Consider the following 21,334-nt stretch of genomic DNA (forward strand, 5'->3'; position numbering starts at 1 on the left):
GCGATGTTGGAGATAGTAGGATGTGTAATTATTACTTGCCTAACATACCTGTGAAATGTGTTTGAAGGAAGTCTCAATTCTGAAAACATATTTGTCTATTATTGCAAGGAAAGGTAATTTCTGCGGTTGATATTGAGTCAGGGAGAGAAAGATGAAATTTTTGAAACGGGGTGTGGCGCTGGCGTTACTGGCGGCGTTCGCGCTGACGACTCAGCCTGCACAGGCTTACGAAAAAGATAAAACCTATAAAATTACTATCCTGCATACCAACGATCACCACGGTCACTTCTGGCGCAGCGAATATGGCGAATATGGTCTGGCGGCGCAAAAAACGCTGGTGGACAGTATCCGTAAAGAGGTGGCGCAAGAGGGGGGAAGCGTCCTGTTGTTATCCGGCGGCGACATTAATACCGGAGTGCCGGAATCCGATCTCCAGGATGCGGAGCCCGATTTCCGCGGGATGAATCTGATTGGCTACGACGCTATGGCCGTCGGTAATCATGAATTTGATAATCCGCTCACCGTATTGCGCCAGCAGGAAAAGTGGGCGAAGTTTCCCTTTCTTTCCGCCAATATTTATCAAAAAAGTACCGGCGAGCGTCTGTTTAAGCCGTGGGCTATTTTTACACGCCAGGATATAAAAATCGCGGTAATCGGCTTAACCACCGATGACACGGCGAAAATAGGCAACCCGGAATATTTTACCGATATTGAGTTTCGTAAACCTGCTGAAGAAACAAAGGTGGTGATTCAGGAACTTAATATGAATGAAAAACCGGACGTGATTATCGCGACCACGCATATGGGACATTATGACAACGGCGATCACGGTTCGAACGCGCCGGGCGACGTTGAGATGGCGCGTAGCCTGCCTGCCGGTTCGCTGGCGATGATTGTAGGCGGTCACTCACAAGACCCGGTATGTATGGCGTCGGAAAATAAAAAACAGGTGAATTACGTACCGGGAACGCCCTGCGCGCCGGATAAGCAAAATGGTATCTGGATCGTGCAGGCGCATGAGTGGGGTAAATATGTGGGCCGCGCGGATTTCGAATTCCGTAACGGCGAGATGAAAATGGTTAACTACCAGCTTATTCCGGTAAATCTCAAGAAAAAAGTGACCTGGGATAACGGGAAAAGCGAGCGTGTACTTTACACGCCGGAAATCGCCGAAAATCCGCAAATGCTCTCGTTATTAACGCCGTTCCAGAATAAAGGTAAAGCGCAACTGGAGGTGAAAATTGGTAGCGTGAATGGCCTTCTTGAAGGCGATCGCAGTAAGGTCAGATTTGTCCAGACCAATATGGGACGGGTGATTCTGGCTGCGCAGATCGCGCGCACCGGCGCCGATTTTGGCGTGATGAGCGGCGGCGGTATTCGCGACTCGATTGAGGCGGGAGATATTACCTATAAAAGCGTGCTCAAGGTACAGCCGTTCGGCAACATTGTGGTGTATGCCGATATGAGCGGCAAAGAGGTGGTTGATTATCTCACCGCCGTAGCACAGATGAAACCGGACTCCGGCGCCTATCCACAGTTCGCCAATGTGAGCTTTGTCGCCAAAGAGGGCAAGCTCACCGATCTGAAAATCAAAGGCGAGCCTGTTGATCCGGCTAAAACCTATCGCATGGCGACGCTGAGTTTCAACGCCACGGGCGGCGATGGTTATCCGCGCATCGATAACAAACCGGGATACGTGAATACCGGGTTTATTGATGCGGAAGTGCTGAAAGAGTTTATTCAGCAGAATTCACCGCTGGATGCGGCGGCGTTTACGCCAAAAGGCGAGGTGAGCTGGCTGTAGCGGTACGGATAGCCATCACTGCCTGATGGCGCGCAGCCTTAAGGCCTACGGATTATGTCTGCTGTAGGCCGGATAAGGCGTTTGCGCCGCTATCCGGCAATGTATTTTACGCAGGCTTAATCCCGACGCGCGATATCAGCGAATTTAGCACCCAGGATGGCGGCCAAATCGTCAGCCGCCAGTTCAATATCCAGCCCGCGTTTACCACCGGAAACATAAATAGTGGCAAACGTGCGGGCTGGCGCGTCAATCAGCGTGGGCAGCCGTTTCTTCTGTCCCAGCGGACTGATCCCGCCGACCAGATATCCCGTGGTGCGTTGCGCCACCATCGGGTCGGCCATATCGACCTTTTTCGCGCCCAGAGCTTTGGCGACTTTTTTCAAATCCAGCTGTCCGGCTACAGGCGTCACGGCGACGGCCAGTTGCTTCATATCGCCATTCACGGCGACCAAAAGCGTTTTATACACCTGATCGGCGTTTAGCCCGAGCTTACGCACCACTTCATCGCCAAAGTTAGTTTCATTCGGATCGTGATCGTAGGTGTGAATGTTAAACGGAATCTTGTTTTTTTCGAGTAACTTAACTGCGGGTGTCATAACGTTCCTTCTTACTACAGACGTGATTTGCCATCAGCATACGCCCGAAAGCGGACTAAAAAATAGTATAATCTTGTGCATTAGGTCTTGGCAGTTGCGGCAACTTTGAGCGACAATCTGAAGATCCGAAGCGAAAGCGTCGGGATAATAATAACGATGAAATTCCTCTTTGACGGGCCAATAGCGATATTGGCCATTTTTTTATTTCAATATTTGCGGTAGGTTGCCTTCGCCGTACAGATGTAGCGCCCCTACGGCTACCACGTAGCGTCCCGGCGGCAGTGCCAGCAGCGCGTCGCGCCAGGCTTCATTGCGTTTCACCATCAGTACATCATACAGCGGTTGGCTAAACGTTCTGGGGAGCGAAGCGCCGACGCTGGTCGGCGGCTGTTCAAGCCACCAGCCGATCATCACCTGCAAAAGCCGTGCGTTGGTGTGCCAGTGCGTCAGCGTGTCGTCGAGCAGCGCCATCCCGCCATCGGGCAGATCGCATAGTAGTTCGAGCTGGTGTTTCGCCCCTTCCAGCTCTTGCACTGGCAGCGACATTTCGCGGGCAGCCTGTAATAGCTGATAATCAATGCCATAGTCCGGACGCAATCCCAGCCGTTGCGCCTGCGTGGCCTGTAGCACCATAGCTATCTGCCATAAAGGTTGATTATCAAAATGGATCAGCGGCATACCCAACTCACTGACCCGTTTTTCCAGTGCGCTTAGCTGCCCGGCGCTGAGACGTTCGACCAACGGCGGGCATTTGGGGAGATTGCTGAATGGCGTTTCGTTACCAGAAATATCCGCTTCAACGACCAGCGCATCGGCCTGGCGTAGCTTTTTCACCAGCTTTGCTGGAAGAGGAGCCATATCGCGCGTTCCCATATGGATACTGCCAACCAGATGCAGATGACGACCACCGGGCAGGGAGAGATCGATAGCAGGCCAACTATTTGGGGTACCACGCAGCGCGCGCCATAAACGTTTAAGTTGATTTAATAGCTCCATACGCGCTCCCTTTGAAAAAGCTCATGCTAGCGCGTTGGAGAAAAGGGCGCAATGCGCCCTGACGGGACGTCAACGATCGGTCGGGTTATTCGCTGCCGTCGAGATAGGCCGTTCTGGCGATGGTCATTTCAAGCTGGCATTTATAAATACTGATGCGCTTTTCAGCAGGTATGGCCTCGGATTTTGCATCGCTAAGTTTGCCGCACTGCTGCTCTTTTTTGGTCACCCAGACTCGCTGCTCTTGTTTTAATGCCGTTCGGGCAGAGGCGGGTAGCGATTTCCAGACCTGATTAAGCTCGCGATCTCTACTCTCAAATTTCTTTGCTGCGATTTCAATCAGTGAGTTATTTTTTTTCTTTATAATGCTATCACCAGATACCGTCATTCTTGCCATTACATAAATAGATCGCGCCAATTTATCGGTTTTTTGCACAGAGGTGACAACAATATCTTTGTTGTTGTCTGCTAGCTGAATATTGTAGTTAACCTGTTTCCAGGTCACCGTATTGTTTATTACCTGTCCATCCCCTTGTGAAATATAGAATAGAGTATTTGGTAAGTCTTTCATTAATTTAAATAATGGCTGAGGAATACCCATGGCGACGGTAGCCGAGCAAGTTCGTAGGTTGGCATTTTCTGCTTGAGGGTTCTGCGTTATTACATCACTGAATTGAACAGGAATAGCCCGGAGTTGCTGCTCGTATTGAGTCTGGGGGATATCGAAGAAAAGCGTGGAGGGCTCTTTAATATAGTCTTGCTGTAAACGACCTAATGCTTCATTGTAAATCCATTCTTTTGCCGCCGTGACTGCATTATCGTTGCCACATTTTAACTCTGGAGTGGAATCAAATAACCCTGCATAACTGACGGCGGGAGAAAGCAGGAAAAGAAGCGTAACTGCTTTTCTAAACATAAATAACACATCCTTATGATTCAAAAAAACATTATAAAATGTTGTTTTTTATTTTTCTACAGGATGTGCGGTTAAATTTTTATATATTGATACGGTAAATTACTGATGGCTTAATAATATATCAGGCAGCTGATGCTGCCTGATATAGCGTTTTTACGCTTTCGGTTTAAAACGCAATAGCCGGTTGGCATTGCTTACGACGGTAATGGAAGACAGCGCCATTGCCGCGCCCGCTACTACCGGGTTTAACAAGGTACCGGTAAACGGCCACAGAATACCGGCGGCCACCGGGATACCAATGCTGTTGTAGATAAATGCGCCAAGCAGGTTTTGCTTCATATTGCGCAACGTCGCGCGCGAAATGGCCAGCGCATCCGCCACGCCCATCAGACTATGGCGCATCAGCGTAATCGCCGCGGTTTCAATCGCCACATCGCTGCCGCCGCCCATCGCGATACCGACGTCCGCCTGCGCCAGCGCGGGCGCATCGTTGATACCATCGCCGACCATCGCAACCTGACGACCCTGGCTTTGCAGACGTTTAATCGCATCGGCTTTGCCATCCGGCAGAACGCCCGCAATGACTTCGTCAATACCCGCTTCTTTGGCAATCGCGTTAGCCGTCGTTGGGTTATCCCCGGTGAGCATTACCAGACGGTATCCGGCGTTGTGCAGGCGTTCAAGCGCGGCAATACTATCGCTGCGCAATGGATCGCGTACCGCCAGTAACGCCGCCGCTTTACCGTCAATCGCCAGCAGGACCGGAGTCGAGCCTTGCGAGGCCTGCGCGGTGATTTCCGCCGTCATATCATCCGTGGCGACGTGCTGTTCGTTCAGCAACGCCTGGTTCCCCAGAAGCAGTTGATGGCCTTCCGCTTCACCGCTGACGCCCAGTCCGCGCAGCGTTCTGAAACCGTTCACCTGCGGCAGTTTATCATCGCCGGCTTTTTCCAGAATCGCATGGGCCAGCGGGTGGCTGGAGCCTTGTTCGAGCGCGGCAGCCAGACGTAATGCCTGAGCTTCCTCAACGCCGTTAAAGGTTTTTATCGCCACCACTTGCGGCTTGCCTTCCGTCAGCGTCCCGGTTTTATCAAAAACGAGGGTATCCAACGTACTGGCGCGTTGCAGGGCATCAGCGTCGCGTACCAGCACGCCGAATTCGGCAGCGCGGCCTACGCCGGAAATAATCGACATTGGCGTCGCCAGGCCTAATGCGCAAGGGCAGGCGATAATCAGTACGGTGGTGGCGATGACCAGCGTATAAACAATTTGCGGCGCCGGCCCGAAGAAATACCAGATAGCGGCGCTGAACAGCGCAATGGCCACGACGACGGGAACGAATACCGCGGAGATTTTATCGGCCAGTTGGCCAATTTCCGGTTTACTGCTCTGCGCCTGGCGTACCATGCGAATAATGCGTGACAGCGTGGTATGACTGCCCACCGCGCTGGCGCGGAACAGGACGCTGCCGTCCTGGACGACGGTGCCGGCATGAACGCTGTCGCCTTCGCCTTTTTGCTGCGGAATGGGTTCGCCGGTCAGCATGGCTTCATCAAGCCACGCTTCGCCCTGGGTAATTTCGCCATCCACCGGCACGCGATCGCCGGTAGTGAGCCGCAGCAGCATCCCTGGCTGAACGTCCGCCAGCGGGACGCTTTTTTCGCCGTCTTCTGTCACGACGCGTGCGGTGGGCGGGGTGAGATCGAGTAATTTTTCCAGCGCTTTTGAGGAACGCTGACGGGCGCGCGCTTCCAGCATGTGTCCGAGATTAATCAAACCGATAATCATCGCGCTGGCTTCGTAATAGAGGTGCCGCGCTTCCATCGGGAACCACTGCGGCCACAGGTTGACGCTCATGGAGTAGAGCCAGGCGACCCCGGTGCCGAGCGCCACCAGCGTATCCATCGTCGCCGTGCCGTTCAGCAGGCTTTTCCACGCGTTACGGTAAAAGTGACCGCCCGCAAAGACCATCACCGCAAGCGTGATCAGGCCAATAGCCAGCCACAGGCTGCGGTTGTCGCCGGTCACCATCATGTTATCGCCGATCATCCCCCAGACCATGACCGGTATACCGACCGCCAGGGCGACGATGGCCTGCCAGCGAAAACGTTTCATGGTGGCGATGGCGGTTTCCTGCTGGCGCTCGCGGCGTTTGATGTCATCTTCAATCGCTTCTGCGCCGTAGCCGGCTTTTTCCACCGCCTGCACTAAATCAGCGGCGGACGCGCTGCCCATCACCAGCGCAGTGCGTTCCGCCAGGTTTACCCGTGCCTGCGTGACGCCCGGTACGCTTTGTAGCGCATGTTGTACGCGGGTGACACAACTGGCGCAGCTCATGCCGCTTAACAGCAACTGTTGGCTTTCTTCATCGGCCGTCGCTACCGGAAGCTCATGAGGAACCGCTGCCAGTGCTTCCGACGGGATTGATGACTCCGTCAGCGGTTTAGCCTTTGGGTGGCTTAACGTCGCGCCATACCCGGCTTGTTTGATGGTTTCAATTAACGCGTCCGCACTGGCGGTACCGGTAACGTGCGCTTCGGTTACGGTGACGTCCGCCAGCTCAACATCCGGACGTTGTTCAAGACTTTCTTTCACGCGTTTAACGCAATGACCGCAGGACAAACCGTCCAGGGTCAGGTCGATAGTTTGAGACATAGTAAAAACTCCTTTATGATTGGTCATCAATTCATTGACCTTAGTAATCGTAGTGACTCACTGTGATAAAGGTTAAACCTTCCAGCAAGGTTAAGGTCAAGGGGGAAATATGAATATTAGCGATGTGGCGAAAAAAACCGGTTTAACCAGCAAAGCCATTCGGTTTTATGAAGAGAAAGGGCTGGTGACGCCGCCATTACGTAGCGAAAATGGTTATCGCACCTATACGCAGAAGCATTTAAACGAGCTGACGTTGCTGCGACAGGCGAGGCAGGTGGGGTTTAATCTGGAAGAGTGTGGCGAACTGGTCAATCTGTTTAACGATCCGCGACGCCATAGCGCAGATGTGAAAAAGCGGACGCTGGAAAAGGTCGCGGAGATCGAGCGCCATATCAGCGAGCTGCAATCAATGCGCGATCAATTGCTGGCGCTGGCGGAGAGTTGTCCCGGCGATGACAGCGCCGACTGCCCGATTATTGATAATCTTTCTGGCTGCTGTCATCACAAGGCGCAAAAGCCACGTTGATTAAACGGCACGAATGCGTAAGGTGATGCCTTCCACGGCGATCACTTCGACATGCGTACCTGCGCGCAGGTCTTCGTCAGCGCATACCGGCCACGAGCTGTCGCCGACACGCATATGACCCCGTCCGTTAACTAACGCGGCATCAAGCATAAACCGGCGGCCTACCAGTTGTTGTCCGCGTTGGTTAAGGCGGCTGTCGGTCGGCTTCTGTTTCCGCACGCGACGCGCCAGCCAGCGCCACCAAAGCCAGGCCGCCAGCAACGTTAAGGCCGCAAACAGCACGCCCTGCCATTCCCAGCCGAGCGGTAAGAGCCAGACGGTTAAGCCGGTAATCACTGCCGCCACGCCGCTCCACAGCAAATAGCCGTTACCGCCGAGCATTTCCGCAGCCAACAACAGGCCGCCGAGGCTAAGCCAGAAGATATGCGGATGTACCAGAATCATCGCTATCATGCTTTTTTCCGTTCGCTGGCGCTGTCCTTAACCAGCTCGCTGATCCCGGCGATAGCGCCCATCAGACTGCTGGCATCCAGCGGCATCATGACCACTTTGCTGTTATTCGCCGAGCCGATTTGCTGTAACGCTTCGGTGTATTTCTGCGCCACGAAGTAGTTTATCGCCTGAATATCCCCGGCGGCGATGGCTTCAGACACCATCTGCGTAGCGCGGGCTTCCGCTTCGGCGGAACGTTCGCGGGCTTCCGCCTGCAGGAAAGCGGACTGACGTTCGCCTTCGGCTTTCAGAATCTGCGACTGTTTTTCCCCCTCGGCTTTCAGTATTTCCGCCTGACGTACCCCTTCGGCCTCAAGGATATAGGCGCGTTTGGTACGTTCCGCTTTCATCTGGGCATTCATCGAGGAGATCAATTCCGCGGGCGGGCGGACATCGCGAATTTCGATACGGGTAACTTTAATTCCCCACGGGTTGGTGGCTTCATCAACAATATGCAGCAGCCGTGTGTTGATGCTGTCGCGCTGGGAGAGCATTTCATCCAGCTCCATCGAACCGAGCACCGTACGGATATTGGTCATGGTCAGGTTAATGATCGCCAGTTCCAGGTTACTGACTTCATAAGCGGCGCGCGGCGCATCGATAACCTGAATAAAACAGACCGCATCGATAGTGACGTTGGCGTTATCTTTTGAGATCACCTCCTGCGACGGAATATCCAGCACTTGCTCCATCATATTGATCTTGCGGCCAATTCTGTCCATAAACGGTACAACAAGGCTTAATCCCGGCTGCAAGGTTTTGGTGTAACGTCCAAAGCGCTCCACCGTCCACTGGTATCCCTGCGGAACGATTTTGACGCCCGCGCCGACGATCACCAGCGCGACGAAAATGAGAATAGGGATAAGAATGAGCATAGCTAAACCTCCTGTTGCGTTGTCCATAAACCGATTTTGCTGACGAATTAAGCGAATTATACCTGATTCAGTAAAGCATGTTCCCCCCTTATTAATTACAGGGATACACTATCGCTATAAAAATATGAACAACGGATGCGCAATAAATGACAGAACGTAGCATGTTGCTTGAGTTAAAGCAGGTCGGTTACCGGACTGCGACGACAAAAATAGTGAATAACATCAGTTTTACGCTGCAACGCGGCGAATTTAAGTTAATTACCGGTCCTTCTGGCTGCGGAAAAAGTACGTTGTTGAAAATGGTGGCCTCGCTAATAAGCCCTGATATCGGCGTGATTCTTTTTGAGGGGCAGGATATTACTACTCTGAGTCCGGAAGCCTATCGCCAGCAGGTTTCTTATTGCGCTCAGACGCCAGCGCTATTTGGCGATACGGTTTACGATAACCTGATTTTTCCCTGGCAAATTCGCCATCAGCGCCCGCAGCCGACAGCCTTCGCAGACGATCTGGCGCGTTTTGAACTGCCGGAGACGATTCTGCAAAAACCGATTACCGCGCTTTCCGGTGGAGAAAAACAGCGTATTGCTCTAATTCGTAATCTACAGTTTCTGCCGAAAATACTGTTACTCGACGAAATAACCAGCGCGCTGGATGAACATAACAAACGGAATGTGAATGATATTATTCATCGCTATGTTCGCGATAAGCAGGTCGCTGTCTTGTGGGTAACGCATGATAAAGATGAAATTCAACACGCGGATAAGGTGATAACGTTAACGCCATCTGCCGGAGAGATGCAGGAGGCGCGTTATGAACGAGCATAATATTACCAATACCTCGCTGGCGTTATCGATGCTGCTAGTGGTGGTCGCGATGCTCATCAGTCACAAGGAAAAGCTGGCGCTGGAAAAAGATATTCTGTGGAGCGTATGCCGGGCGGTGATACAGCTCATTATTGTCGGCTATGTACTGAAATACATCTTTGGCGTTAATCATGCCGCCCTGACGCTGCTAATGGTGCTGTTCATCTGTTTTAACGCCGCCTGGAACGCGCAAAAGCGCAGTAAATATATCGATAAGGCATTTCTCTCCTCGTTTATCGCCATCACCGTCGGCGCCGGACTAACGCTGACGGTACTGGTGCTTACCGGTTCGATTGAATTTGCGCCGATGCAGGTGATTCCCATCGCTGGCATGGTCGCCGGCAATGCGATGGTGGCGGTAGGGCTGTGCTACAACCAACTGGGGCTGCGTTTTCACAGCGAGCAGCAGCAAATCCAGGAAAAGTTAAGTTTGGGCGCAACGCCGAAAATGGCCTCCGCCGGGCTTATCCGCGATAGCATCCGCGCATCGCTTATCCCGACGATCGACTCGGCAAAGACCGTTGGGCTGGTGAGCCTGCCGGGGATGATGTCCGGGCTGATTTTTGCCGGGATCGATCCGGTAAAAGCGATTAAATATCAAATTATGGTAACGTTTATGCTGTTGTCGACAGCCAGCCTGTCTACCATCATTGCCTGCTATTTAACCTACCGGAAGTTCTATAATTCGCGTCATCAGTTAGTAGTGATGCCGCTCAAGAAATCATGATAGTTGCCGGATGATGGCGCAAGCGCCTTATCCGGCCTGAGGACGACAGGTAGGCCAGATAAGCGCGCCATCAGGCAAGAGAGGATTAATACAGTAGCGCGTACAACTGGCGGCGGTATTTCGACGCCAGCGCGTCGCCGGTGCCGAGCGCGGCAAGGATCTCCTGGAAGGTTTTGCGCGTCTGTCCCTCGGCGGCGGCAAGATCTTTTCTCAGATGGCTGAACAGCAATTCCAGCGCTTCTTCATTACGTCCGACCTGGTGCAACTGCAACGCCAGTTGCGTTGCCAAAGCCGCATCCTGCGGATTCTCCGCGACTTGCTGCTGAAGTTGCTGAATTTCCGGCGTATCCGCCGCCTGTTTAAGCAGTTCGATCTGCGCAACCAGCCCCTGATAACGGGTATCCTGATCCTGTAGCGGGATAGTTTTTAATACCGCTTCGGCCTCTTCAGAGCGGTTCAGCGCAATTTGCGCTTCCGCCAGTAACAGGCCAATCTCACTGTTCTGCGAAGAGAGCTGCCAGGCGTCTTTGAGCAACGGCAGCGCGTCAATGTAGTTGCCCTCCTGCATTAACTGCATCGCTTGCTGCGCTTTTAGCTCTTCTTCACGCGGCAGTACTTTATCCAGCAGAGCGCGGATCGCCTCTTCCGGCTGCGGCCCCTGAAAACCATCGACCGGTTGGCCATTCTGGAACAGATAGACTGTCGGGATGGCGCGCAGACCAAACTGAGCGGCGATCATCTGTTCGGCGTCGCAGTCCAGCTTTGCCAGAATAAACTGACCGTGGTACTGGGCAGCCAGACTTTCCAGCACTGGCGTTAATTGCAGACAGTGTTGGCTGCGTTCAGACCAGAAATAGAACAGTACCGGCGTGGTCATGGACTGCTCTAAGGTCTGCTGCAGGTTGGATTCATTAATATTGACAATGTTCTGTACGGACATGGCGTCGCTCTCTTTTGTCTGTGTCACGTTTACATGGGGGCTGACGGGCGCGCTTCAACTCAGCTTTGTAAAATTTTATCCAGCATCCGGCCCGGCAATAGGCGTTTCAGCGCCATCACTGCCCAGGTGACCAGCGTAACGGGATAGCGCAGCCTGGGTTTATCGCTTGCAAAAGCATGACGTACTTTCGCTACTACCGCGTCAGGATCGCGGGTGAAACGTGCGGCGATGCCGGGATTTTCTACCGGTTTATCACGCTGCGTCTGGTTAACGTTATCCGTAAAACGGGTACGAATTGGTCCCGGTTCTATCAGACTCACTTTAATGCCTGTGTGCCGTAGCTCCATACGTAGCGCGTCAGACCAGGCTTCGAGCGCATATTTGCTGGCAGCGTAAGCGCCGCGCCCTGGGGTGGAAATCAGCCCCATCACCGATGAGGTCATCACAATGCGTCCTTCGCCATGCGGCAACATGGCCGGAAGTAAGCGCATAGTAAGCTGATGCGCGCCGAAGAAATTACTGGAAAACTGTTGCTCCATCTGCTCACGGCTGATGGTGGAAAGGGGGCCATACACGCCGTAGCCGGCATTGTTAAAGATCCCATACAGACGATTATCGGTCAGGGCGATCACTTCATCGGCGGCACGATCCACGCTTTCAGGGGAGTCGAGATCGATCAACACGCCGGTAAATCCCATACTGTTCATCCGGGCGACATCATCAGGTTTGCGGCAGCCCGCCAGGATTTGAAAGCCCTGGCGTTTAAGTTCAAGCGCGCTGTCCAGACCGATTCCGCTGGAACATCCTGTTATTAAGACCGATTTTTGCATAACTTTACCTGTCAGGATCTCCGTTGATTTAAGAGTCGTGGTTAACTATATCCGTCATACTTCAAGTTGCCTGTGCGTTCGTTTACTCCAGTCACATAGGTATCTATGCTCCTGGACATTCTCTTACGTGCCGCCCTCATGCAACTCGAATTATTCAGGAGAGAAAAGGGGTCAACTGCTTCGCCATCCAGTCGGCAATAAACGGCTGGGCGTCGCGGTTGGGATGAATGCCGTCATCCTGCATCCACTGCGGTTTCAGATATACCTCTTCCATAAAAAACGGTAACAGAGGAATATCGAACTCTTTGGCGAGCTTAGGATAAATGGCGCTAAAGGATTCATTATAACGGCGACCGTAGTTAGCGGGCAGATGAATTTGCATCAGTAACGGTTGGGCATCGGCGGCTTTCACCGTCTGAATGATTTTACGTAGCGTCTGTTCGGTTTGCGCAGGCGCAAAACCGCGTAGGCCATCGTTGCCGCCAAGCTCCACCACTACCCAGCGCGGGTGATGCTGTTGCAACAGTGCCGGCAAACGCGCCAGTCCCTGCTGCGAGGTATCTCCGCTTATACTGGCATTAACGACCGACGTTTTGTTTTGCCATTTATCATTAAGGAGCGACGGCCATGCCGCGCTGGCGGCCATACGGTAACCGGCGCTGAGGCTATCGCCCAGAATTAATAAGGTGTCTGCGGCGGCGGCACGGAAAGTTAACAGGATCAAAAACAGGAAGGGCAAATGCCAGCGGAAAACAGTGTTGAAGTTCATCGTCTCAGGAAGTCCGTCGGTCAGGGTGAGCATGAGCTTTCCATCCTTACCGGAGTTGAACTGGTTGTCAAACGCGGCGAAACCATTGCGCTGATTGGCGAATCAGGATCGGGAAAATCTACGCTGCTGGCGATTCTCGCCGGACTGGATGACGGCAGTAGCGGAGAGGTCAGTCTGGTCGGGAAACCGCTTCACCAGATGGACGAAGAGGCGCGGGCGCAGCTTCGCGCTCAGCATGTCGGTTTTGTTTTTCAATCCTTCATGCTTATTCCTACGCTTAACGCGCTGGAAAACGTTGAACTACCGGCCCTGCTACGCGGTGAAAACAGCGGTCAGAGTAAGGCGGGGGCGAAAGCGCTGCTCGAACAACTGGGACTGGGAAAACGGCTTGACCACCTTCCGGCACAGCTTTCCGGCGGCGAACAGCAGCGCGTAGCGCTGGCGCGCGCGTTTAACGGGCGTCCTGATGTGCTGTTTGCCGATGAGCCGACGGGCAACCTTGACCGTCAGACCGGAGATAAAATCGCCGACCTGCTATTTTCGCTTAACCGCGAGCACGGCACCACGCTGATTCTGGTGACGCACGACCCGGCGCTGGCGGCGCGCTGCGACCGGCGGCTGCGGTTGGTCAACGGTCAGTTACAGGAGGAGGCATGATAGCCCGCTGGTTCTGGCGCGAATGGCGCTCGCCGTCGCTGATTATTGTCTGGCTGGCGTTGAGTCTGGCGGTGGCCTGCGTACTGGCGCTCGGCAGTATCAGCGACCGGATGGAAAAAGGGTTAAGTCAGCAAAGCCGCGAGTTTATGGCAGGCGATCGGACGCTGCAAAGTTCGCGGGAGGTACCGAAAGCCTGGCTTGAAGAGGCGCGTAAACGCGGTCTTAACGTGGGCGAGCAGTTAACCTTTGCGACCATGACGTTTGCCGGCGATACGCCGCAACTGGCCAGCGTGAAGGCGGTAGATAGCGTTTATCCGATGTACGGCGAATTGCAAACCCGTCCTGGCGGAGTGAAACCGCAGCCGGGTAGCGTACTGCTGGCGCCGCGTCTGATGGCGCTGCTTAATTTGAAAACGGGCGATACCATTGATGTCGGCGACGTGACCTTGCGTATTGCCGGTGAAGTGGTGCAGGAGCCGGATTCCGGATTTAACCCTTTTCAGATGGCGCCGCGTCTGATGATGAATATGGCCGATGTGGCAAAAACCGGTGCGATACAGCCGGGGAGCCGCGTGATGTGGCGGTATAAATTCGGCGGAACGCCGCAACAGCTTGCTGGCTATGAAAGCTGGCTGTTACCGCAGCTTAAACCGGAACATCGCTGGTACGGGCTGGAGCAGGATGACGGGGCATTGGGGAAATCGCTCGAACGTTCGCAGCAGTTTTTGCTGCTTTCGGCGTTATTAACGCTACTGCTGGCGGTAGCTGCCGTCGCGGTGGCGATGAGCCATTACTGCCGTAGCCGCTACGATCTGGTGGCGATTTTAAAAACGTTGGGCGCGGGCCGGGCCCAGTTGCGTAAACTTATTATCGGACAGTGGTTGATGGTGCTGGGGCTTTCCGCCGTCACGGGAGGCGCGATTGGGTTACTGTTTGAAAACATATTGCTGGTGCTGCTAAAACCGGTACTGCCCGCCGATTTGCCGCCCGCTAGCCTGTGGCCCTGGCTGTGGGCGCTGGGCGCGATGACGGTCATCTCTCTGCTGGTCGGTTTACGGCCTTATCGATTGTTGCTGGCGACCCAGCCGCTACGGGTGCTGCGCCGCGATGTTGTCGCTCGCGTCTGGCCGTTAAAAATTTATTTGCCTGTCGCCTGCGCCGTCGTGGTGGCGCTGCTCGCCGGATTGATGGGCGGAAGTATGCTGTTGTGGGCGGTTCTGGCGGGCGCCGTGATACTGGCGCTGCTGTGCGGTCTGGTGGGCTGGATGCTGCTTAACGTGCTGCGCGGCATGACGTTGACGTCGCTACCGCTGCGTCTGGCCGTCAGCCGACTGCTGCGTCAGCCGTGGTCAACGTTGAGTCAGCTTTCGGCGTTTTCGCTTTCGTTTATGCTGCTGGCGCTCTTGCTGGTGCTGCGCGGCGATCTCCTTGATCGCTGGCAACAGCAGCTCCCGCCGGAAAGTCCGAACTATTTCCTTATCAATATTGCTTCAGATCAGGTCGCGCCGCTGAAAGCCTTTTTGGCGGAACATCAGGTGATTCCGCAGACGTTTTATCCGATTGTGCGGGCGCGGTTAACGAAGATAAACGGTAATCCGACGGAAGGTCAGCAGGATGAGTCGCTCAACCGTGAACTGAATTTGACCTGGCAGGATACGCGCCCGGCGCATAATCCGCTGGTCGCCGGTCACTGGCCGCCAAAACCGGGCGAAGTCTCCATGGAAGAGGGGCTGGCGAAGCGGCTGAACGTCAAACTCGGCGATAGCGTAACCTTTATGGGCGATACCCAGGCGTTTAGCGCTAAAGTCACCAGCCTGCGTCAAGTGGACTGGGAAAGCCTGCGGCCCAACTTTTTCTTCATTTTTCCTTCCGGGGCGCTGGACGGGCAACCACAAAGTTGGTTGACCAGTTTTCGCTGGGAGAATGGCAACGGCATGTTAACGCAGCTTAACCGCGAGTTTCCTACCGTCAGCCTGTTAGATATCGGGGCGATCCTGAAACAAGTGGGACAGGTGCTGGAGCAGGTCAGTCGGGCGCTGGAGGTGATGGTTGTGCTAGTCACCCTCTGCGGCATGTTGCTATTACTGGCCCAGGTACAGGTCGGGATGCGTCAGCGCCATCAGGAGCTGGTGGTGTGGCGCACATTAGGAGCCGGAAAGAAACTGTTGCGTACCACACTCTGGTGCGAATTCGCCATGCTGGGGTTAGTTGCCGGGCTGGTCGCCGCGATTGGCGCGGAAACGGCGCTGGCGATCTTACAAATCAACGTTTTTGATTTCCCCTGGGAGCCGGACTGGCGTTTATGGGGCGCACTGCCGTTTTGCGGCGCGCTGCTGCTTTCCGTATGCGGCGGCTGGCTTGGCGTTCGTTTGCTGAAAGGCAAAGCGCTATTCCGACAGTTTAACGGATGATTCATGATGTGAATAATTTCGCGCCGGTTTTTAAAACGGCGCGTACTTTTTTAGTCGCACAAATTGATAACTCCTTGATTTTTAGTAGCACAAATCATTAAAAAATACACAACACGTAAGGTTTTATAACAGTTATTATTTGCCTGCTAAATGATTTGGATTGGCTATCTATCAAGGAAAATATAATGACAATTAAAATAACAGCGTTGGCGGCATCGATCGGCGCGGCAATGGCTTTCATGCCTTTCGCCACTCAGGCGGAAATCACCGTTTTAAAACAAGATCCCCAGGCGGGTAATCCACTCAGCCGACTCAATTTCACCGTCGGCGGGAGTATTCGTCCGCAGTTCCAGAATATGACCGGCAATGACGGCGCGAACGGTTATAAACGTAATGGTTTTGATGGCGGGACGCGTTTCCGCTTCGCCGCGGATTATTATCTGTTTGATGATATCAGTTGGATTAGCTATTACGAGCTGGGCGTCAATATCCCTGCGGTATTTGACTGGGATAACCATTATGCGAAGGGCGCGACTGATACCACTCGCCGTATGCTGTATACCGGCTTCAAGAGCGCGACGTGGGGAACGCTGACCTTCGGTCAACAGAACAGCATTTATTACGATGTGGTGGGCGTAAAAACCGATATCTGGGATTACGACATGATAGGTCAGGCGCCGGGCAACGGGATTAACGGCGACTACGATGGTTCTTATCGCACGCGTAAGTCATTGAAGTATAAGAAAAGCATTGGCAATGTCGATCTCTACGCATCTTATCTGTTCAGCGACGATTATAATGCCAATAACGGCCTGAATTACAAGCGTAAAGGCGGCGGTTCTTTAGGCGCGGATTACCATCTCACCGACGATCTGACCTGGGGGACGGCATGGAACTATACCCGTGCGGAGATGCGCGGCAACGGCAATAAAACTTACGATCAAAATATTGTCGGTACCGCGTTAAGCTGGACGCCGGAAAACTGGACTATCGCCGCAGGCGGCGGTTGGTATCAGAACTTTATGACGACCAAAAAAGTGTCTGTGAATGATTACTTTGCCGGCGATGCGTGGGGTCTGGAATATTTTGTCGGTTACGCTTTCCCGATTGGTCAGTATGCCGTGAAAGCTATTCAACCGTACTTTATGGGCGACCGCATTGAATATGTGAATGGCCGCGACTATCTGCGCACCGATAACGGCGTGGGGATCACCTTCCAACTGGATTATGGTTTCCGCGTTGATTATGAACATGTTTTCACCTCCAGCACTGACAATCTGGGCGATATGAACCTGGTGCGTCTGCGTTACGATTTCTAAAGCGTTTTCCTCTGCCGGATGTTGGCGTTAAGACCTCTTATCCGGCATTTCCCTTTACGCCATTCCCGCCTGACACACGCCTGAGCGCCTGCCTCGTACATTTAACGACACACCAGGAAACATCATGAAATAATTTCAAGGACAGCAGGCTGTGATCTGTGTCATGTTAAGAAATAGCCTTTCGTTTGGGCCAAAACAGACGATGCCGCATGAACGGCATCCGGCACAGCATCACACTATTTAAAATGGAGAAATTATGGGATTGCGTCAGAGTTTACGCATTGCGGCCAGCACGCTATTACTGGCCTGCGGATTACAGTTTGCCCATGCCGATAGTTCCCCGCAAACGATCGTATTTGGCGTCGCGCCAGGGCCGTATGGCGACATGGTGAAGCAGGCGATTGCGCCGACATTAAAAGAAAAAGGGTATAAGGTCGTGGTGCGCGAGTTTAGCGACTATGTCCAGCCCAATATGGCGTTAGCTAATGGCAGCATCGACGCCAACCTCTTTCAACATACCCTCTATTTTGACAAATTCACCGCTGACAAAGGGCTGAAGCTCAGCAAACTTATTGTGGTACCGACCGCCGGGATGGGCTTCTATTCACGTAAAATCAACAGCCTGGATGCGCTTAAAAAAGGGGACATTATTACCCTCTCCAACGATCCGACCAACCTGGCGCGCGGCCTTCGCTTCCTGCAATCGTTGGGGCTTATCACGATTAAGGACAATATCGATCCGACCAAAGCCTCTGAACGAGATATCGCCAGCAATCCAAAAGGACTGGTTTTCAAACCGCTGGAAGCCGCACAGCTACCGCGCACGCTGGATGGCGTGACCGGCGCGCTGGTTAACGGGAACTTTGCGGTGGCGGCAGGACTCGATCTCTCCAGCGCGATTAAGCAGGAACACCTGGATGAGAACCTGAAAAATATCATTGCGGTACGCAGTGAAGATGCCGATAAGCCGTTTGCCAAAGATATTGTCGAGGCGGTGAAATCGCCGGCTTATCGCGCGGTTATCGACGATCCAAAGAATATTTATAGCGCCTTCCAGAAACCGGAATGGATGACCGCGACACCCTGATCGCAGCGGTGGCCATCCCCAATTTCTGAGGTGAATATGATTGAAATAGAAAAAGTCTGCGTCGATTTTACCGCCGGGCGCGGTACCTCCACGCGCGCGGTGGATGATGTGAGCCTGCATATCGCCGCGGGCGAGATTTTTGGCATTGTCGGTACCAGCGGCGCAGGAAAAAGCACGCTGCTGCGTACCCTGAACGCCTTAACGCGTCCCAGCCAGGGGCGCGTCAACGTCAACGGCGTGGAAATTTCGGCGCTGGACGGAAAAGCGTTACGCCAGGCGCGGCAGCGTATTGGTATGATTTTCCAGCATTTTAACTTAATGCATACCCGGACAGTGGCGCAAAACGTTGCGTTTAGCCTGAAAGCGGCTGGCTGGGAACGCAGCAAAATCGCGCCGCGGGTGGCGGAAATTTTAACGCTGGTGGGCCTTGCCGATAAAGCGAACCGTTTCCCGGTACAGCTCAGCGGCGGGCAAAAACAGCGGGTGGGGATAGCCCGCGCCATCGCTAACCATCCGGATGTTTTGCTGTGTGATGAACCGACTTCCGCGCTGGATCTGGAAACTTCCGCCACGATTCTGGCCCTGCTCAGACAGATCAACGCACAGCTCGGGATTACTATTGTGCTGATCACCCATGAAATGAACGTGATCAAATCTATTTGCGATCGAGTGGCGGTGATGTCGGGCGGTAAGGTTGTGGAATCGGGCGAGGTGTTTGATGTGTTTGCCCACCCGCAACACGCTTTCACACAGCAACTGGTGTCTCATACCCTTAATTTGACCCTGCCGGAACGTTTACGGGAACACCTGCCCGGGCAGTTGCTGAAAATTTTGTTTATCGGCGATTCGGCGGAGCAGCCGGTACTGTCGGAGGTGGCGATCAAGTTTGGCGTCGCGGTCAATATCCTGCATGGCAAGATTGAATATATCGGCGAACGCGCGTTGGGCATTCTGGTGGTGCAATTAACCGCGCCGCATAATCCAACGGCGGTGGCCGCCGCCGTGGAGCATATCCGTCAACGTACCGCACAGGTGGAGGTGATCCGTGGATGATTTATTGCCGGATTTAACGCTGGCGTTCAATGAAACTTTCCAGATGTTGAGTATTTCAACGGTGCTGGCGATTCTTGGCGGTCTACCGCTCGGTTTTCTGATTTTTGTCACCGATCGTCATCTGTTCTGGCAGAACCGTTTTATTTATCTCGTCGCCTCGGTTCTGGTGAATATTATCCGCTCGGTGCCATTTGTTATTTTACTGGTGCTGTTACTGCCGCTAACGCAGCTTTTGCTGGGCAATACCATTGGCCCGATTGCAGCCTCCGTCCCGCTGTCGGTGGCCGCAATCGCGTTTTATGCACGCCTGGTAGATAGCGCGCTCCGTGAAGTCGATAAAGGGATTATTGAGGCGGCGCTGGCATTCGGCGCTAGTCCGATGCGTATTATCTGTACCGTACTGTTGCCGGAAGCCAGCGCAGGGCTGCTGCGCGGCCTGACGATTACATTGGTAAGCTTAATCGGCTACTCGGCGATGGCCGGGATTGTCGGCGGCGGCGGGGTAGGCGACCTGGCGATTCGCTATGGCTACTACCGTTACGAAACCGAAGTGATGGTTGTTACCGTGGTGGCGTTGATTGTGCTGGTTCAGGTCGTTCAGATGCTGGGCGACTGGCTGGCAAAACGTGCCGACAAGCGCGACAGACACTAAGCCGGCGTCAGCCGGCAATAAAAGTAAGCTATTGCGCTTTTAGCCAGTTGGCAACGTCTTGCCATGGGCCGCGAAAAACGATATTCGCGGCTTTTTTCTCCAGTTGATAGCGATACATTGGGTCGTAATATTCGTTAAGTAGCGGAACCAGCCATGCCATATGGCCGTCGGTGCTGCCGCTGGATAATTGCTCTGCCAGCGCCCTATCCAGCGTGTCCGTCAGTTCGGCAAAGCGTTGCAACCCCAGACGGCGGCGAATAGCGAACAGTCCATGATGAAGATATTCACTATACGCCTGCCAACCGGCTTCATCGCCGTAGGCGTGGGTGAAGTCGTGATGCATACGGATGAAATACTCTTCACGCAGTCGTTCCAGACGAAGCGCAAACGGATCTTCCACTACCGCAATGGGGGCCTGCGCCATTCTTTCGCGTAAACACTCAGGCAGATGGTTGGCGCCGATCGTTCGCCCTTCATCTTCCAGTACCCACCTTTTTAGCGTCTGACGCGCGTTAATTTTCAGCAATTCAACGGCAAGTTTGTTTTCAAAACTGGCCTGGCTGAGCTGGGGGTTCAGCGTGCGGCCAAAAGAGGAGCCGCGATGACGCGCAAGACCTTCCAGATCCACGCCGTTGGGCTGTTGTCGCACCAGTTGCGTTTTGCCGCTGCCCGTACAGCCGCCAATTAAAAGTATCGGTTTTTGCGCCAGTTGCCAGGTCGCCTGAATTGCTGTCTGGCGCAGCGCTTTATAGCCGCCTTCAATAAGCGGGCAGTCAATCCCTGTTTCTTGCAGCCAACGTTGTACGATATGTGACCGCTGACCGCCGCGCGCGCAGCACAGATACCCGTTGGGGAAACGTTGATACGCGGCTTTCCAGGCCTCAAGCCGCTGCTGGCGAATGTCCCCGCAAACCAGCCGATGCCCCAGCGCTAACGCCGCATCCGCGCCCTGACGTTTGTAGCAGGTGCCGACGGCGGCTCGCTCGTCATCCATCATCAATGGCAGGTTGATAGCGCCCGGCATGGCGCCCTGTTCAAACTCAATCGGCGCGCGTACATCAATTAAAGGCGTATCGGCAAGGAGGAGCGCGCGATAGTCCGTTCCATCGTTCATGTGTAATCCCGAAAAACAAAACAGCAATAGCGAGATTTTACGCGCTGAGGGAGGA

The 21,334-nt window shown here is 53.7% G+C and carries 20 protein-coding genes; 10 read left to right on the forward strand and 10 right to left on the reverse strand.

From position 1 onward, the window contains the following. The first annotated feature begins 151 nt into the window (after positions 1-151). The gene (gene ushA, locus NA197_RS09195; RefSeq protein ID WP_064043169.1) at positions 152-1,804 is read left to right on the forward strand and encodes a bifunctional UDP-sugar hydrolase/5'-nucleotidase UshA; all 1,653 of its coding nucleotides are present in this window, start codon (positions 152-154) and stop codon (positions 1,802-1,804) included. Between the two features lie 116 nt (positions 1,805-1,920). Here ushA and ybaK read toward each other — a convergent pair whose 3' ends face one another. The 4 genes from ybaK to copA all read right to left on the reverse strand — a co-directional run bounded on the left by ybaK (position 1,921) and on the right by copA (position 6,964). Beyond that, a complete protein-coding gene (ybaK, locus tag NA197_RS09200) occupies positions 1,921-2,400 on the reverse strand; it encodes a Cys-tRNA(Pro)/Cys-tRNA(Cys) deacylase YbaK (RefSeq protein ID WP_000186618.1) in 480 nt (159 codons plus the stop codon). Positions 2,401-2,601: 201 nt separating this feature from the next. Beyond that, positions 2,602-3,396 (reverse strand): TraB/GumN family protein, encoded by a 795-nt coding sequence (locus NA197_RS09205; protein WP_000421861.1) that lies wholly within the window; start codon positions 3,394-3,396, stop codon positions 2,602-2,604. Positions 3,397-3,481: 85 nt separating this feature from the next. Then, positions 3,482-4,309: a lysozyme inhibitor LprI family protein gene (locus NA197_RS09210; RefSeq protein WP_001523411.1), complete on the reverse strand. Its 828-nt coding sequence runs from the start codon at positions 4,307-4,309 to the stop codon at positions 3,482-3,484. Positions 4,310-4,462: 153 nt separating this feature from the next. After that, a complete protein-coding gene (gene copA / locus NA197_RS09215) occupies positions 4,463-6,964 on the reverse strand; it encodes a copper-exporting P-type ATPase CopA (protein ID WP_000083909.1) in 2,502 nt (833 codons plus the stop codon). A gap of 109 nt (positions 6,965-7,073) precedes the next feature. On the opposite strand from copA, the gene cueR reads away from it, so the two are divergent. Further along, on the forward strand, positions 7,074-7,490 hold the full coding sequence (gene cueR, locus NA197_RS09220; protein WP_001026760.1) for a Cu(I)-responsive transcriptional regulator: 417 nt from the start codon (positions 7,074-7,076) through the stop codon (positions 7,488-7,490). On the opposite strand, the gene NA197_RS09225 is transcribed toward cueR, so the two are convergent. Both NA197_RS09225 and NA197_RS09230 read right to left on the reverse strand, forming a co-directional pair. Continuing rightward, entirely contained in the window at positions 7,491-7,943 is a 453-nt protein-coding gene (locus NA197_RS09225) for an NfeD family protein (protein ID WP_020898488.1), read from the reverse strand. Further along, entirely contained in the window at positions 7,940-8,857 is a 918-nt protein-coding gene (locus NA197_RS09230) for an SPFH domain-containing protein (protein ID WP_000906146.1), read from the reverse strand. The genes NA197_RS09225 and NA197_RS09230 overlap by 4 nt, the downstream gene beginning before the upstream one ends. A gap of 146 nt (positions 8,858-9,003) precedes the next feature. On the opposite strand from NA197_RS09230, the gene fetA reads away from it, so the two are divergent. Both fetA and fetB read left to right on the forward strand, forming a co-directional pair. After that, positions 9,004-9,681: an iron efflux ABC transporter ATP-binding subunit FetA gene (gene fetA, locus NA197_RS09235; protein WP_000140195.1), complete on the forward strand. Its 678-nt coding sequence runs from the start codon at positions 9,004-9,006 to the stop codon at positions 9,679-9,681. After that, a complete protein-coding gene (fetB, locus tag NA197_RS09240; protein ID WP_001002130.1) occupies positions 9,668-10,447 on the forward strand; it encodes an iron efflux ABC transporter permease subunit FetB in 780 nt (259 codons plus the stop codon). Before fetA ends, fetB begins: the two co-directional genes overlap by 14 nt. An 85-nt stretch (positions 10,448-10,532) precedes the next feature. On the opposite strand, the gene cnoX is transcribed toward fetB, so the two are convergent. The 3 genes from cnoX to tesA all read right to left on the reverse strand — a co-directional run bounded on the left by cnoX (position 10,533) and on the right by tesA (position 12,986). Next, positions 10,533-11,387, reverse strand: coding sequence for a chaperedoxin (gene cnoX / locus NA197_RS09245; protein WP_000116060.1), 855 nt, complete (start codon positions 11,385-11,387; stop codon positions 10,533-10,535). Positions 11,388-11,446: 59 nt separating this feature from the next. After that, positions 11,447-12,217: an SDR family oxidoreductase gene (locus tag NA197_RS09250; protein ID WP_001172804.1), complete on the reverse strand. Its 771-nt coding sequence runs from the start codon at positions 12,215-12,217 to the stop codon at positions 11,447-11,449. 154 nt (positions 12,218-12,371) lie between these two features. Then, a complete protein-coding gene (gene tesA / locus NA197_RS09255; RefSeq protein WP_001010574.1) occupies positions 12,372-12,986 on the reverse strand; it encodes a multifunctional acyl-CoA thioesterase I/protease I/lysophospholipase L1 in 615 nt (204 codons plus the stop codon). Here tesA and ybbA point away from each other — a divergent pair. The 6 genes from ybbA (at position 12,957) to NA197_RS09285 (ending at position 20,165) form a co-directional block, all read left to right on the forward strand. Beyond that, positions 12,957-13,643, forward strand: a complete 687-nt coding sequence (ybbA, locus tag NA197_RS09260) for a putative ABC transporter ATP-binding protein YbbA (RefSeq protein ID WP_001110598.1) — start codon at positions 12,957-12,959, stop codon at positions 13,641-13,643. The two genes, tesA and ybbA, sit on opposite strands and share 30 nt — an antisense overlap. Further along, complete coding sequence (ybbP, locus tag NA197_RS09265; protein ID WP_064043170.1) at positions 13,640-16,054, forward strand: putative ABC transporter permease subunit YbbP; 2,415 nt, start codon at positions 13,640-13,642, stop codon at positions 16,052-16,054. Before ybbA ends, ybbP begins: the two co-directional genes overlap by 4 nt. A 185-nt stretch (positions 16,055-16,239) precedes the next feature. Next, positions 16,240-17,373 carry a porin gene (locus tag NA197_RS09270; RefSeq protein ID WP_000152862.1) on the forward strand — a complete coding sequence of 378 codons (1,134 nt, stop codon included), beginning with the start codon at positions 16,240-16,242 and terminating at the stop codon, positions 17,371-17,373. A 256-nt stretch (positions 17,374-17,629) separates the two neighbouring features. After that, entirely contained in the window at positions 17,630-18,460 is an 831-nt protein-coding gene (locus NA197_RS09275) for a MetQ/NlpA family ABC transporter substrate-binding protein (RefSeq protein WP_000524317.1), read from the forward strand. A 36-nt stretch (positions 18,461-18,496) separates the two neighbouring features. Next, entirely contained in the window at positions 18,497-19,513 is a 1,017-nt protein-coding gene (gene sfbB / locus NA197_RS09280; protein WP_000569667.1) for a virulence-associated ABC transporter ATP-binding protein SfbB, read from the forward strand. Beyond that, positions 19,506-20,165, forward strand: a complete 660-nt coding sequence (locus NA197_RS09285) for a methionine ABC transporter permease (protein WP_000342247.1) — start codon at positions 19,506-19,508, stop codon at positions 20,163-20,165. Before sfbB ends, NA197_RS09285 begins: the two co-directional genes overlap by 8 nt. 28 nt (positions 20,166-20,193) lie before the next feature. On the opposite strand, the gene mnmH is transcribed toward NA197_RS09285, so the two are convergent. Beyond that, on the reverse strand, positions 20,194-21,279 hold the full coding sequence (gene mnmH, locus NA197_RS09290) for a tRNA 2-selenouridine(34) synthase MnmH (protein ID WP_064000532.1): 1,086 nt from the start codon (positions 21,277-21,279) through the stop codon (positions 20,194-20,196). Between the last annotated feature and the right edge of the window lie 55 nt (positions 21,280-21,334).

It is taken from the genome of Salmonella sp. NW884 (assembly GCF_051700745.1).
Taxonomy (GTDB): domain Bacteria; phylum Pseudomonadota; class Gammaproteobacteria; order Enterobacterales; family Enterobacteriaceae; genus Salmonella; species Salmonella enterica.